Source organism: Streptomyces sp. NPDC038707, assembly GCF_040636485.1.
Lineage (GTDB): Bacteria > Actinomycetota > Actinomycetes > Streptomycetales > Streptomycetaceae > Streptomyces.
This window is the reverse complement of record NZ_JBEZUP010000011.1, coordinates 223,788-237,514: the sequence shown is the minus strand read 5'-3', so window position 1 is coordinate 237,514 and position 13,727 is coordinate 223,788. Positions and strand designations below refer to the sequence as shown.

Here is a 13,727-nt window from a genome sequence, read left to right as displayed (position 1 = left end):
CTAAGCCATGAGTGAACCACGAGAGTCCATGAGTGAACCGTGAGAGTCAAGGGAAGGTCTATGCGAAGAACCGCCCTGCTCGCCTCCGCCGCGCTCCTCGCCGGTCTGCTGCCCTGGGCGGCCACCGCCCGCGCCGCCGAGGAGCCGCCCCCCACCGCCGTCGACCGCTTCGAGGGCGAGGTGCCCTTCGCCCAGCAGCCCGCCGAGGGCATCTTCACCTGGGGCGGCGACTCCGACGACCCGCCCGCGCTCCGGCTGGCCGACCGCGCCGACGCCCCCGAGGGCGCCAAGGTCCTGACCGGCACCTACGACATCAGCGGCTACGGCGGCTTCACCCACGACTACGCCGCCACCGCCCCCGCCCACGACTGGTCCGCCCACCGGGGCCTGCGCTTGTGGTGGGACGGCCGGAACAACGGCCGGAAGATCACCGTCGAGATCAAGGACGGCGGCGCCCACGGCGAGGCCTCCGAACTCTGGACGGCCTCCTTCACCGACGACTTCACCGGCTGGAAACAGGTCGAACTCCCCTTCGCCGACTTCGCCTACCGCACCGACTACCAGCCCGTCGGCGGCATCGACCACGTCCTCGGCCTGACGGAGATGTGGGGCTACTCCGTCACCCTCCCGCCCGGCGCCAAGGGCGACTTCGCCCTGGACGGCGTGGAGCTGTACGGCACGGCGGACCCGGCCCTGCGCGCCTCCGTCACCACCGACGCGCCCGTCCACCCCGTCAAGGAGGGCGGCACGGCGAAGGTGAAGGTGTCGGTCGCCACCACCGGCGAGGCACCCCTCACCGACCCCGTGACCGTCACCTACACCACGGCCGGCGGCACCGCGGCCGCCGGCGCCGACTACACCCCCGTCTCCGGCACCCTCACCTTTCCGGCCGGCACCGCCTCCGGCGCCACCCGCACCATCGAGGTGCCCACCCGCCGCGACCGCACGGCCGAACCCGCCGAGACCGTCCCCCTGAAGCTCACGGTCACCGGCGCCAAGGCCCCCGCCGAGGCCCCGCAGGTCGTGATCGACGCGCACGGGCTGCCGTACCTGAACGCCAGGCTGCCGATCCGCAAGCGGGTCGCGGACCTGCTCGGCCGCATGTCCCTGGCGGAGAAGGCCGGCCAGATGACCCAGGCCGAGCGCGGCGCCGTCGGCCAGGGCGCCGACGTCACCGCCTACGCCCTCGGCTCACTGCTGTCCGGCGGCGGCTCCACACCCACGCCCAACACTCCCGAAGCCTGGGCGAAGATGATCGACGCCTTCCAGTTGCGCACCCAGGCCACCCGCTACCAGATCCCGCTGATCTACGGCGTCGACGCGGTCCACGGCCACAACAACCTCTCCGGCGCCACGGTCCTGCCGCACAACATCGGCATCGGCGCCTCCCGCGATCCCCGACTCGCCTACGAAACCGGCGCGGTGACGGCCGCCGAGGTCCGCGCGACCGGCGTCCCCTGGGACTTCGCGCCCTGCCTGTGCGTGAGCCGCGACGAACGCTGGGGCCGCGCCTACGAGTCCTACGGCGAGGACCCGGCCCTCGTGGAGTCCATGGAGACGGTGATCCAGGGCCTCCAGGGCCGTGCCGACGGCAGGGACCTGAGCCGCGACGACAAGGTACTGGCCACGGCCAAGCACTTCGTCGCCGACGGCGGCACCGCGTACGGCTCCTCCACCACCGGCACGTACACCATCGACCAGGGCGTCACCACGGTCACCCGCGAGCAGCTCGAGGACATCCACCTCGCGCCGTACCAGGAGGCCGTGGACCGGGGCGTCGGCACGGTCATGCCGTCGTACTCCTCGCTGGACATCGGCGACGGCAAGGGCGCGGTGAAGATGCACGCCCGCGGCGACATGATCAACGGCGTGCTCAAGGGGCGGATGGGCTTCGACGGCTTCGTGATCAGCGACTACAACGCCGCCGACCAGCTCCCCGGCGACCTGCCCACCCGGGTCCGCACGGCGGTGAACGCCGGCGTGGACATGATGATGGTGCCGTACTCGTACAAGGAGTTCAGCACCACGCTCGCCGACGAGGCGAAGGCGGGCCGGGTCACGGGCAAGCGGATCGACGACGCGGTCTCCCGCATCCTCACCGAGAAGTTCGAGCTCGGCCTCTTCGAGCACCCCTACGCCGACACCTCCCACGCGGCCGCCATCGGCTCCCCCGAGCACCGCAAGGTCGCCCGCCGGGCCGCCGCCGAGTCGCAGGTGCTCCTGAAGAACAAGGGCGGGCTCCTGCCGCTGAAGAAGACCCAGAAGGTGTACGTCGCCGGTTCCAACGCCGACGACATCGGCAACCAGACCGGCGGCTGGACCCTCACCTGGCAGGGCTCCTCCGGAAACATCGTCCCCGGCACCACCGTCCTCCAGGGCCTGCGCAAGGCGGGCGGCCAGGTCACCTACTCCAAGGACGCCTCGGCCCCGACCGCCGGACACGACGTGGGCGTGGTCGTCGTCGGCGAGACCCCGTACGCCGAGGGCGTCGGCGACGTCGGCAACAACGGCCACGACCTCACGCTGTCCGCCGCCGACCGGGCCGCCGTGGACAAGGTCTGCGCGGCCATGAAGTGCGCGGTACTGATCGTCTCCGGCCGCCCCCAGCTCATCGGGGACCGCCTGGGCGAGATCGACGCCCTGGTGGCCTCCTGGCTCCCCGGCACGGAGGGCGACGGCGTCGCGGACGTGCTCTACGGCAAGCGCCCCTTCACCGGACAGCTCCCGGTCAGCTGGCCGAAGTCCGAGGCGCAGCTCCCGCTCAACGTCGGTGACACGGCGTACGACCCGCAGTTCCCGTACGGCTGGGGCCTGACCACCCTCGCCGAGCCCCCGCACGGCGGCACGGCGACCCTGCGCGCCCTGGCGGCCCGGGCCACGGCGGCCGAACGCCACGGGGACTCGCGGACCGGCCGCGCCCTGGTCACCCGGGCCCGCCTCCTGGTCCAGCAGAAGGCGGCCGGCCACCTCACCCAGGCGGTGTCCAAGCCCTTCGCCGACGCGGACCACCTGCTGCTGACCGGCCGGTACGGAAAGGCGGTGGAGAAGCTGGCGGAGGCGTACCGGGCCGCCTGACCGGACAGCGGGCGGCCAACCGCTTTGGGGAGGTTTCGGGTAATTTTTAGGTATGAAGGCCGTTCCGCGGACCCGAAGCCTCCCCGCCCTGCTGCTGGCCGCCCTCACCCTGGTGCTGGCGACCCTGTACGCACCGCCGGCGAGCGCGGAGACCAGCGTCTCCACGATCGCCCAGGCCCTGCGCAAGAGCCCCGTCTACGTCGACCCGGCGGCCCGGGACCAGCTCCCCGCCGGTACCGCCGAGGCGCTCGCCGCCCGGATCAAACGCGCGGACAGACCCCTGTTCATCGCGGTCCTTCCGGCCGGGTACCCCACCGCGGGCCTCTTCACCGACCTGCGCGCGGCGACCGGCATCACCGGCCTGTACGGCGTCCGCCTCGGCGACCGCTTCGACGCCCGGGCCGACTCCTCCGTCATGTCCCCCACGGCCCGGCAGAACCTCGTCCGCAGCGTCCAGGGCGAGGACACCACGGCCCAGCTGACCGACTTCACCGACCGCGCCCTGCTCAACATGCGCGGCCACGCCCCCAAGGGCTGGGGCGGCACGGGCGACGGAGTCTCGGGCACGGCCCTGATCACGACGGCGGCGGTCCTCGTGATCGCCGGCGCGGGCGCGTACACCCTCGTCCGGCGCAACCGCCGCCGCCGCGAGCAGGAGCAGCGGGCCGCGCTCGACCGGCTGCGGGTGGTCGTGGACGAGGACATCACCGCGTTCGGCGAGGAACTCGACCGCCTCGACTTCCAGCCCGCGGCCCCCGGCGCCGACGACGCCATGCGCGCCGACTACGAGCACGCGCTCGACGCCTACGACACCGCGAAACAGCGCATGGCCATGGCGGAGCGCCCCGAGGACGTCCGCGGGGTCACCGAGGCACTGGAGAACGGGCGCTTCTCCCTGGCCAGCCTGGCCGCCCGCCGCGAAGGCCGCCCGCTGCCCGAGCGCCGTCCCCCGTGCTTCTTCGACCCCCGCCACGGTCCCTCGGTCTCCGACGCCACCTGGACCCCGCCCGGCGGCGCCCCGCGCCAGGTCCCCGTCTGCGCGGCGGACGCCACCCGTCTGGCCGACGGCCGCGACCCCGTGATCCGCGAGGTCGACACCGACTACGGCCGCCGCCCCTACTGGGACGCGGGCCCCGCCTACGGCCCCTGGGCAGGCGGCTACTTCGGCGGCGGCCTGCTGCCCGGCCTCCTCGTCGGCACCATGCTGGGCGGCATGATGGCGACGCCCACGTACGCCGCCGACTACGGAGCCGGGTACGGCGACTTCGGTGATCAGGCCGGTTACGGCGGCGGCTACGAGGGCGGAGACGTGTCCGGCACCGACTTCGACCCCGGGGACTTCGGGGGCGGGTTCGGTGACGGGGGCGGCTTCGACGGGGGCGGTGGCGGGGACTTCGGCGGGGGCAACTTCTGAGGCTAGTGCTGTGACCGGGATGGTTCACCGTGATCGGAAGGCGGCTCGCGGGACGAGCGCACGCGAAACGGCTGGTATTACTGGGGCATGCAGGAAGAGACCGCACGCTCCGCGATCGACACGTTCATCTCCGCGTTCAGCGCCTCGGACGACAGCTATGTGACTGCCCTGCTCTCCCAGGCCCTGACCTCAGACGTGGTCTTCTGGGGACCGTTGGGTCGCAGCGAAGGAATCGCGGCGGTCGAGCGGTTCGTGCTGGACATCCGGCGCCACCCGGCGGGGACCGGCACGATGGTGCGCTGCTCAGCGGTGGACATGCCTGACGAATGGGCCCGGTACCAGTGGGTCTTCACCACGCCTGATGGAGGCCCCCGCCTGGCGGGAACGGACGTCGTCCATCTGCGACGGAGCCTCATCGACCAGATCATCGTCTTCGCGGGGGAGATCGAGCCGTTCGCCTCCTGAGTCATCCTTCTGTCGCTGTCCTTCTCCTGAACTTGCCCCTTCGGCGTTCGGGAGCTGCGGTTCGCGGTTGGTCAGGCTGCGGTGTTGAGGGGGCGTCCGCCCCAGCGGATGCCCTTTTCGCTGCGGATGCGGGCGCGTTCCTTGCGTTGGGCGGCGAGTACGTTGGGGTGGCGGGCGTTGGTGTTGCGCCAGCGCAGGTAGCGGTGCAGTGCCTGGGTTTGCGCGGGGTGGCTGCGGTAGTGGGAGTTGGCCAGGGTGAACTGCCGCAGCGGGCCGAAGTGTGCCTCGATCGGGTTGGCCCAGGAGGCGTAGGTCGGGGTGAAGCACAGTTCGACCTTGTTCTTCTTCGCCCAGCGGCGGATGTCCGCGCCGGTGTGGGCGGAGAGGTTGTCCAGGATGATGTAGATCGGGGCGCCGTCGGGGCGGCCGGCGCGGATCGACTTGAGCGCGGCCAGGGTGTTGGCGGTGCCCTTGCGGCGGCGGTTGACGCCCCACAGGCGGTCGTCGCCCACGGAGTAGCAGCCGTGGAAGTAGGTGACGCCGTGGGTGCGGCGGTAGGTCGCCGGCAGCCGGTTGGGCTTGCCCTGCTTCGCCCAGCAGGAGCCCGCGGTGGGCCGGATCCCCAGGGGACCGAACTCGTCGAAGGCGAAGACCCGGTTCGGGAAGCGTCCAGCACCTGCTCGATCCGGTCGAGCTTGGCATCGCGATCAGGGTCGGGTGACTCCTTCCAGGTCTTGGTGCGCTGGAAGGTGATGCCGCGGCGCCGGAGCAGGCACCGTAAGGCTTCACGGCCGATGCGGATGATCCGTCCGTGTACTTTCCGTAGGTAGGCGGCGAGTTTGCGGATCGACCAGCGGGTGAAGGGCTGGCCGAGCTTGTTGGGGCGAGTGGTGGCCGTCCGGATGACGAAGTCCTCGTCGTCAGGCTTGAGCAGGCGGGGACGGCCTCCCGCCCACTGAGGGTCCAGGCAGGCCAGGCCGATCTCGTTGAAGCGGTGGATCACATCGCGCACGGTGTCCTCGTCGGCCTGGACCAGCTGGGCGATCACCGGCACCCGGTTCCCACCCGCCGAGGCGAGCAGCATCATCGCGCGCCGGTAGCGTACCGAACTCGTGCTACCCCGGCGCACGATCTGCTGCAGCTTCTGCCCCTCCTGGTCGGTCAGTCTGCGTACACGGACAGGCTCAGCCACCGCGCCTCCAGCGATCGGATCGGACCTCACCGCACATCCAACCGTCGCGACCACCAACCCGGCGAACCTTCACGGTCACAGCACTAGATGCCCTTGAGGAAGTTGTTCCAGGTGGTGGGGGAGAGGTTGAGGACGGGGCCGGTGGGGGTCTTGGAGTCGCGGATGTGGATGGCGGCGGGGTGGGAGGCCACCTCTACGCAGTTGCCGCCCTCACTGCCGCTATAGCTGGACTTGCGCCAGGTATAGGCGAGTTCCAGGCAGTCACCACCCTGGCTGCCGCTGTAGCTGGACTTGAACCAAGTGAGTGCCGCTGCGGTGTTCATGACTCTCCTAGCAGTTCCTTCAGCAGACCCACGCTCTTTTCGGGTGGGAGGGCCTGTGACCGCAGCATTCCATACTGGAGGTGGTAATCGCTGACCTCGTTGGGATCATCGACGAGAAAACTTGCGCGCTGAACCTCCAGGTAGACCAGGCGCTCATACTCGGGAGTCTCCAGCAGCACCATGGGGCCGTCCAGGCACGCATGTGGCGTCCGGCTCTCGGGCATGATCTGGAAGCTCATGTGGGTGGGTTCGGTGTACTCCAGGATCTGCCGGATCTGCGCCCGCATCACGTTCGGGCCGCCGACCTGCCGCCGCAGGATGCTCTCCTCCAGAACGAAGTGCCCCACGGGTGGGCGGTCCCGCTTCCAGATCAACTGCCGATCCATGCGAGCCTGAACCCACTGCTCGGCCTTTTCGTTCCCGAGCGCCGGGTAGCGATAGTCGAACACCGCGCGGCAGTACTCAGGTGTCTGGAGTAGTCCTGGAACCACCAGGCTCTGGTACGAGAGGATGCTCACCGCCTCCTGCTCGTGATCGACCAGCCCCTGCGCGAACTGAACGATCCGATCCCGTACCGGCAGTCTGGCCACCAGGACGGACAACGCACCCCCTGTCTCCAGTAGTTCATCGAACTGCTCGGCGCGGTCGGACTGTAGGGCCAGCCTCCCTTGCTCGATGGACCTCACTGTGTCGACGGAGATGTTGGCCATCTCGGCGAACTGTTCCTGGGTGAGGCGTGCCTTCTTGCGGTAGTGGGCGACGAGCGCGCCGACCGCGTACCACGAACCGACCTTCTTGGGCCTGGGTGCCACGTGCATGGCCGTTCCTTTCCCCCGGATGCACGCCGATCTGTCGTAGTGGACTCGTAGTAATCAGGAATACGAGTTCACGCACTGCCCCAGCGTAGTGACGGAAAGTGACAGTGGCCTGGTGAATGCACAAACCCAACACCCCCACACGCGCCAGGCGTTCTACCGTCGGGACCGCAGGTCGGTACGGCTCGCACGGCAGTTCGCATGGCAGACGCTGACCGACTGGGCGGCGGCCCGGCGCGGCGATGATGTTTTGCTCTGCGTGAGCGAGTTGGCGACGAACGCCCTTTTGCACGGCGTTCCAGCGGGCCGTGGTTTCCTCCTCCGTCTGGTGCTGCATGCGGAAGGCGCCCTACGGGTGGAGGTGCACGACAGTGGCCCCGGCGAAATCCGTTGCCCGGACCCGACTACGGACGTGGACGCGGAACACGGCAGGGGACTGCTTCTCGTCGCCGCCCTGGCGGACAAGTGGGGCGTGGGGGAGCGGAACCCAGGAAAGATCGTGTGGTGTGAGTTCCTCGTGAAGTGACCGTGGGGCCGCCCGCTTCTTGGTCAGTGTCGTGCTTCCGCGAGGTGAGTCAAGGGCGCTTGCGCGTCGGCTTCGCCGATGGGCCTGCGGCCCACCCTTGACACACCTCACTCCAGCACGGGGAAGAAGCGAGCGGGCGGCCAGGGGAAAGTGGCCGGCTGGACTTGGTTGGCCCCTACCGTCGGCTGCGTTCGCATCGTGGGTCGGGGATACGCGTTCGCGCCTCGCCTGCACTCCGGGCCGGTTCGGCGTCTGACGGCCGTCACGGCGGGCGGACCAGCAAGTCAAACAGGCCCCCCTTCGGAGGCCTCGGCCACACGGTGCCCCTTCCGGTCCTTCGATGGCCGGGGCCTCGCCGGGGCGCTGGCCGATACGGCGGGGGGTTAGTTTTGGAAATACCTGTCCATAACCAACCCCCTGGCCCCAGCCCTGCCAAGCCGACATTCCCGCCCCCTCGAATGCAACCGTGGGCGCGGGCCGCCGAGGGGCTCGTTTTGGACTGCTTGCCCATAACTAGCCACCCCCTGGCCCTGGCCGCCGAGTGCCGACCCCACCACCCACCCTCCGCAAGCCGCCGACCCCGCCCGGCGTGCAGGCGAGACGCGATCGCGCACCCTTGCCAACAGGGGCTCACAGCCCACCCATGGGTCCGGTACCGGGCTGGGCCACTGCTCTTTCGGGCCGCTCGCTCGCTTCTGACCCGGGCTGGAGCGAGGTGTGTCAAGGGTGGGCCGGAGGCCCATCGGCGCAGCCGACGCGGAACGCGCCCTTGACTCACCTCGCGGAAGCCCGACACTGACCAAGAAGCGAGCGGCCCAACGGCCACTGACGAACACCGGAGCCCCCACTCACGGCGGCGCCCCCAACCCCCCCAACCCCCTCAACCCCCCAACCCCCTCAACCCCCCAACACCCTCACGCCTGCTTGATCGCAGAATCTCCGCCTTGCTGCGGTGTCCCCCCGCATGAGCACACAGTCACCCGTTCGTGCCTCTGGTGCATCCCCCGCTCCCTCGGGCACCATCTGGCCTGCACCACCTGCACAGCCGCCCCAGAAAAGTCCGGCCCACCGCAGGAAGGCCCCCCATGAAGATCCGCTCGCTGCTGACGACCCTCGCCCTCGTCGCCACCCCCGGCCTCGCCCTCGTAGGCGCCGCCCCCGACGCCTCCGCCACCACCGCCGTCACCAAGATCAGCCACGCCACCGCCACCTCGATGTTCCGCCAGTCCGGCATCACCTGGTCGTCCTCCGGCAACTGCTCCGACCGCAACAACCCCACCTGTACGTCCTTCGAGCAGCTCAACCTGGCAACCGCCCAGGGCGCCCAGACCCTCAAGAGCGCCAGCGGCTGCGCGCTCAACATCACCGGCGGCACCGAGACCGGCCACGCCTCGGGCACGTACTCCCACTGGAACGGCTACAAGCTCGACTACGGCAAGAACACGTGCGTGACGTCGTACGTCAAGAACACCTTCACGTACATCGGCCTGCGCGGCGACGGCGCCCCGCAGTACCAGTCCGGCTCCGGCAACATCTACGCCGACGAGGGCAACCACTGGGACGTCCTCTACTACAACTGCGGCGGCTGCTGACCGGGCGGCGACGGCGGTGACCGGGCCCCTCCGCATGACCCGACGCGCACTGCTGCTGGCCGCCGCCCTCGCCGCCACCCCCGGGTGGAGCGCGCGGGCGGCCGGCCCCGACCCGTACGAGACGCTGCGCGGGCGCTGGCTCGGCATCGCGCTCGGCACCGGCTACGACCCGGCCGCCGAACCGTACGCCTCCCGGCTCGCCCAACTCGGCAGGAGAGCCCGGGAGTTCCAGGCCGCCATGCTCCCCGGCCCGGCCACCCTCTGGCCCGGCCACCCCTTCGACCCGCCGTCCGGCATCACCTTCAGCTACAACCGCCTGTGGACCATGACCCAGGCGTACGTCCAGACCGGCACCGGCGTCACCGGTGACCCCGGCCTCCTCACGGACGTGTTACGCGGCCTCGACCACCTCTCCGCCACCGTCTACAACCCGGCCACCACCCGCTACGGCAACTGGTGGGAGTGGCAGATCGGCAGCCCCCGCCTACTGATGGACGTCACCGCCGCGCTGTACCCGCAGGCGGGCCCGGACCGGATCGCGGCGGCCTGCGCGGCCGTCGACCACTTCCTGCCGGACACGATGCTCACCGACTACTCCGGCACCAGCACCGGCGCCAACCGCGTCGACCTGTGCCGCTCGGTCGCCCTGCGCGGCATCCTCGGGCGGAGCCCGCAGAAGATCGCCCTCGCCCGCGACGCCCTCTCGCCCGTCTTCCCGTACGTCACCCAGGGCGACGGCCTCTACGCCGACGGGTCCTTCGTCCAGCACACCTGGGTCGCCTACTCGGGCACCTACGGCCAGGTCCTCCTCGACGGCCTCGGGCGGCTGTTCGCGCTGCTCGCCGGCTCGGAGTGGGAGATCACCGACCCCGCCCGGCAGAACGTCCTGGACAGCGTCGAGCACGCCTACGCGCCGCTGATCCACGACGGACTGGTCATGGACTGCGTCAACGGCCGCGCCATCAGCAGGGGTTATTTGCGCTCCGACGACCAGGGCATCATGCGCGGCGACCACTACCACGGGCAGGCCCTGATCGCCGCCATCGCCCTGCTCGCCGGCGGCGCGAGCCCGGCGGAACGGGAGCGGTGGTACGGCCGGATCAAGGGCTGGATCGAACGGGACACCGTCGTGCCGGTTCTGACGGCGGCTCAGTTCGGTGTGGCCGACCTCGCCCGGCTGCACACCGTCGCCGCCTCGCCCGTGCCCGCCGCCCCCGAACCCCTCGGCCACCGGCTGTTCCCCGCCATGGACCGCGCCGTCCACCGCACCCTCCGTTTCACCGCCGCCCTCGCCATGGCCAGCGACCGCATCGCCCACTATGAATGCGGCAACGGCGAGAACCCGCGCGGCTGGCACACCGGTTCCGGGATGCTCTCCTGGTGGCCCCGGGGGAGCGGCGACCAGTACACCGACTGGTACTGGCCCACCGTCGACTGGTACCGGCTGCCCGGCACCACCGTCTCCACCCGGCGGCTCGCCGACCGGGCCGGCGGCGAATGGGGCGCCCCCAGACCCGCCGTCCGCTGGGTCGGCGGCACCACCGACGGCACGTACGCGGCCGTCGGCCAGCACCTCAAGGGCCTCGGCTCCACCCTCGAGGCCCACAAGTCCTGGTTCTTCCTCGACGACGCCGTGGTCTGCCTCGGCGCCGGGATCTCCTGCGCCGACGGGGTGCCCGTGGAGACGGTCGTGGACAACCGCAACCTGGGCGAGAACGGCACCCAGTCCCTCGTACGCGGAGGGAACTGGGCCCACCTGGAGGGCCACGGCGGCTGGGTCCTGCCCCACGGCGGCGAGCTGCGCACCCTGCGCGAGGACCGCACCGGCGCCTGGGCCGACATCAACACCACCAGCAGCCCCGAACGGCGCACCCGGCGCTGGCAGATCCTCTGGCTCGACCACGGCACCGACCCGGCCGACGCCCGCTACGCCTACGTCCTGCTGCCCGGCGCCACCCGCGCCGAGACCGCCGCCCGCGCGGGCGGCCGGCACTGGCTGACCGTCCTCGCCAACGACACCACCGCCCAGGCCGTCGCCGTCCCCCGGCTGGGGCTGACGGCGTGCACCTTCTGGGGGACGGGTACGGTGGGGGAACTGACCGTCTCGGCCGGCGCGAGCGTGCTCGTCGTGCGCCGGGGCCGTACGGCCGCCCTGCGGATCAGCGAGCCACCGCGCACCGGAGCCCCCCTGGAACTGGTCTGGGACCGCCCCGTGCGCGCGGTCGCCCGGGCCGGCGAGGGTGTCGAGGTGCTGTCGGCGGGCCGCCGTCTGAGGCTCCGTGTCACTCCGGGGATGGCATGTGCCACCCATGAATGTGAGGTGACTCTCAGCTGATCGGTTTGTGGCCTCCCTACAACGGGATGCCCGCCTGACCAGTCGGAACGGCTGCACGCCCCGTTGGTTCTGTTCACTCGTACCAGGAAAACGGGCCGGAGACTGTACAGAGTCGACGGCTCGCTTTTCTTGATGTCCTTCGTAAGGTCGCTACATGACCGTTTTGGAAGAGACGACGGGTGAGCCGACCGGCGAGCCGACGGACGCGCGCGGACGGGTCGCCGAGCTGCACGAGATCCGTGCGCGGGCCGTGGCGGGTCCGAGCGAGAAGGCGACCGAGGCGCAGCACGCCAAGGGCAAGCTGACGGCACGGGAGCGGATCGAACTGCTCCTCGACCCCGGGTCCTTCCAGGAGGTCGAGCAGCTGCGCCGGCACCGGGCGACCGGTTTCGGCCTGGAGGCGAAGAAGCCGTACACCGACGGTGTGATCACCGGCTGGGGCACGGTCGAGGGCCGTACGGTCTTCGTCTACGCCCACGACTTCCGGATCTTCGGCGGCGCGCTGGGCGAGGCCCACGCCACCAAGATCCACAAGATCATGGACATGGCCATCGCGGCCGGTGCGCCGCTGGTCTCCCTGAACGACGGCGCGGGCGCCCGGATCCAGGAGGGCGTCTCCGCCCTCGCCGGCTACGGAGGCATCTTCCAGCGCAACACCAAGGCCAGCGGCGTCATCCCGCAGATCTCGGTGATGCTCGGTCCGTGCGCGGGCGGCGCCGCGTACTCCCCGGCCCTCACAGACTTCGTCTTCATGGTCCGCGAGACCTCGCAGATGTTCATCACCGGCCCCGACGTGGTCAAGGCCGTCACCGGCGAGGAGATCACCCAGAACGGCCTGGGCGGCGCCGACGTGCACGCCGAGACCTCCGGTGTGTGCCACTTCGCCTACGACGACGAGGAGACGTGCATCGCCGAGGTGCGCTACCTCCTCTCCCTGCTCCCGCAGAACAACCGCGAGAACCCCCCGCGCGCGGAGTCCTCGGACCCGGTCGACCGCCGCAGCGACGTCCTCCTGGACCTGGTCCCGGTCGACGGGAACCGGCCGTACGACATGACCAAGGTCATCGAGGAGATCGTCGACGACGGCGAGTACCTCGAGGTCCACGAGCGCTGGGCCCGCAACATCATCTGCGCCCTGGGCCGCCTGGACGGCCAGGTCGTCGGCATCATCGCCAACCAGCCCCAGGTCCTCGCGGGCGTCCTGGACATCGAGGCGAGTGAAAAAGCTGCGCGCTTCGTCCAGATGTGTGACGCTTTCAATATCCCGATCGTCACCTTCCTGGACGTCCCCGGGTTCCTCCCCGGTGTCGACCAGGAGCACGGCGGAATTATCCGGCACGGCGCGAAGCTGCTGTACGCCTACTGCAACGCGACCGTGCCGAGGATCTCGCTCATCCTGCGCAAGGCGTACGGAGGTGCCTACATCGTCATGGACTCCCAGTCGATCGGCGCCGACCTGACCTACGCCTGGCCGACGAACGAGATCGCCGTGATGGGCGCGGAGGGCGCGGCCAACGTCATCTTCCGCCGGCAGATCGCCGCGGCGCAGGACCCCGAGGTCATGCGGCAGAAGATGGTCAAGGAGTACAAGGCCGAGCTGATGCACCCGTACTACGCGGCCGAGCGCGGCCTCGTGGACGACGTCATCGACCCAGCCGAGACCCGCGAGGTGCTGATCAAGTCGCTCGCGATGCTGCACACCAAGCACGCCGACCTGCCCTCCCGCAAGCACGGCAACCCGCCGCAGTAACCCTCACGGAGACCGACACCCATGAGTACTCCTGACATCCGCGTCGAAAAGGGCCACGCCGAGCCCGAGGAAGTCGCCGCCATCACGGCCCTCCTCCTGGCCCGGGCGGCGGCCCAGCCGGCCCCCGCCCCCATCCACCGAGTCCGCGCCCGGGCAGGCTGGCGCCGCCTGGAGCGCGAGCCGGGCTTCCGGGCCCCGCACAGCTGGCACTGAGCGCCGCGCTTCGCCTGACCACGACCC

10 protein-coding genes and 1 pseudogene are annotated in these 13,727 nt (G+C 70.5%); 8 read left to right on the top strand and 3 right to left on the bottom strand.

Annotation, left to right across the window (positions count from 1 at the left end):
* The first annotated feature begins 60 nt into the window (after positions 1–60).
* From AB0E62_RS18050 to AB0E62_RS18040, 3 genes are all read left to right on the top strand, one after another.
* Positions 61–3,075, top strand: coding sequence for a glycoside hydrolase family 3 N-terminal domain-containing protein (locus AB0E62_RS18050; protein WP_362193975.1), 3,015 nt, complete (start codon positions 61–63; stop codon positions 3,073–3,075).
* A 52-nt stretch (positions 3,076–3,127) separates the two neighbouring features.
* Positions 3,128–4,489, top strand: a complete 1,362-nt coding sequence (locus AB0E62_RS18045; RefSeq protein WP_362193972.1) for a hypothetical protein — start codon at positions 3,128–3,130, stop codon at positions 4,487–4,489.
* Positions 4,490–4,576: 87 nt separating this feature from the next.
* Positions 4,577–4,954, top strand: coding sequence for a nuclear transport factor 2 family protein (locus AB0E62_RS18040; RefSeq protein ID WP_362193969.1), 378 nt, complete (start codon positions 4,577–4,579; stop codon positions 4,952–4,954).
* 71 nt (positions 4,955–5,025) lie between these two features.
* On the opposite strand, the pseudogene AB0E62_RS18035 reads toward AB0E62_RS18040, so the two are convergent.
* The 3 genes and pseudogenes from AB0E62_RS18035 to AB0E62_RS18025 form a co-directional block, all read right to left on the bottom strand.
* Positions 5,026–6,146: pseudogene (locus tag AB0E62_RS18035) on the bottom strand (IS630 family transposase).
* An 83-nt stretch (positions 6,147–6,229) separates the two neighbouring features.
* Positions 6,230–6,469, bottom strand: a complete 240-nt coding sequence (locus tag AB0E62_RS18030) for a DUF397 domain-containing protein (RefSeq protein ID WP_362193966.1) — start codon at positions 6,467–6,469, stop codon at positions 6,230–6,232.
* Complete coding sequence (locus AB0E62_RS18025) at positions 6,466–7,287, bottom strand: helix-turn-helix transcriptional regulator (protein WP_362193963.1); 822 nt, start codon at positions 7,285–7,287, stop codon at positions 6,466–6,468. Before AB0E62_RS18025 ends, AB0E62_RS18030 begins: the two co-directional genes overlap by 4 nt.
* A 112-nt stretch (positions 7,288–7,399) precedes the next feature.
* Here AB0E62_RS18025 and AB0E62_RS18020 point away from each other — a divergent pair, with 112 nt between their 5' ends.
* The 5 genes from AB0E62_RS18020 to AB0E62_RS18000 all read left to right on the top strand — a co-directional run bounded on the left by AB0E62_RS18020 (position 7,400) and on the right by AB0E62_RS18000 (position 13,700).
* The gene (locus AB0E62_RS18020) at positions 7,400–7,810 is read left to right on the top strand and encodes an ATP-binding protein (protein WP_362193960.1); all 411 of its coding nucleotides are present in this window, start codon (positions 7,400–7,402) and stop codon (positions 7,808–7,810) included.
* 1,085 nt (positions 7,811–8,895) lie between these two features.
* Positions 8,896–9,402, top strand: a complete 507-nt coding sequence (locus AB0E62_RS18015; RefSeq protein WP_362193957.1) for a hypothetical protein — start codon at positions 8,896–8,898, stop codon at positions 9,400–9,402.
* Positions 9,403–9,436: 34 nt separating this feature from the next.
* The gene (locus AB0E62_RS18010; protein ID WP_362193954.1) at positions 9,437–11,737 is read left to right on the top strand and encodes a polysaccharide lyase 8 family protein; all 2,301 of its coding nucleotides are present in this window, start codon (positions 9,437–9,439) and stop codon (positions 11,735–11,737) included.
* Positions 11,738–11,891: 154 nt separating this feature from the next.
* Positions 11,892–13,487 (top strand): acyl-CoA carboxylase subunit beta, encoded by a 1,596-nt coding sequence (locus AB0E62_RS18005; protein ID WP_362193951.1) that lies wholly within the window; start codon positions 11,892–11,894, stop codon positions 13,485–13,487.
* Between the two features lie 21 nt (positions 13,488–13,508).
* Positions 13,509–13,700: an acyl-CoA carboxylase epsilon subunit gene (locus AB0E62_RS18000; RefSeq protein WP_362193948.1), complete on the top strand. Its 192-nt coding sequence runs from the start codon at positions 13,509–13,511 to the stop codon at positions 13,698–13,700.
* The last annotated feature ends 27 nt before the right edge of the window (positions 13,701–13,727 follow it).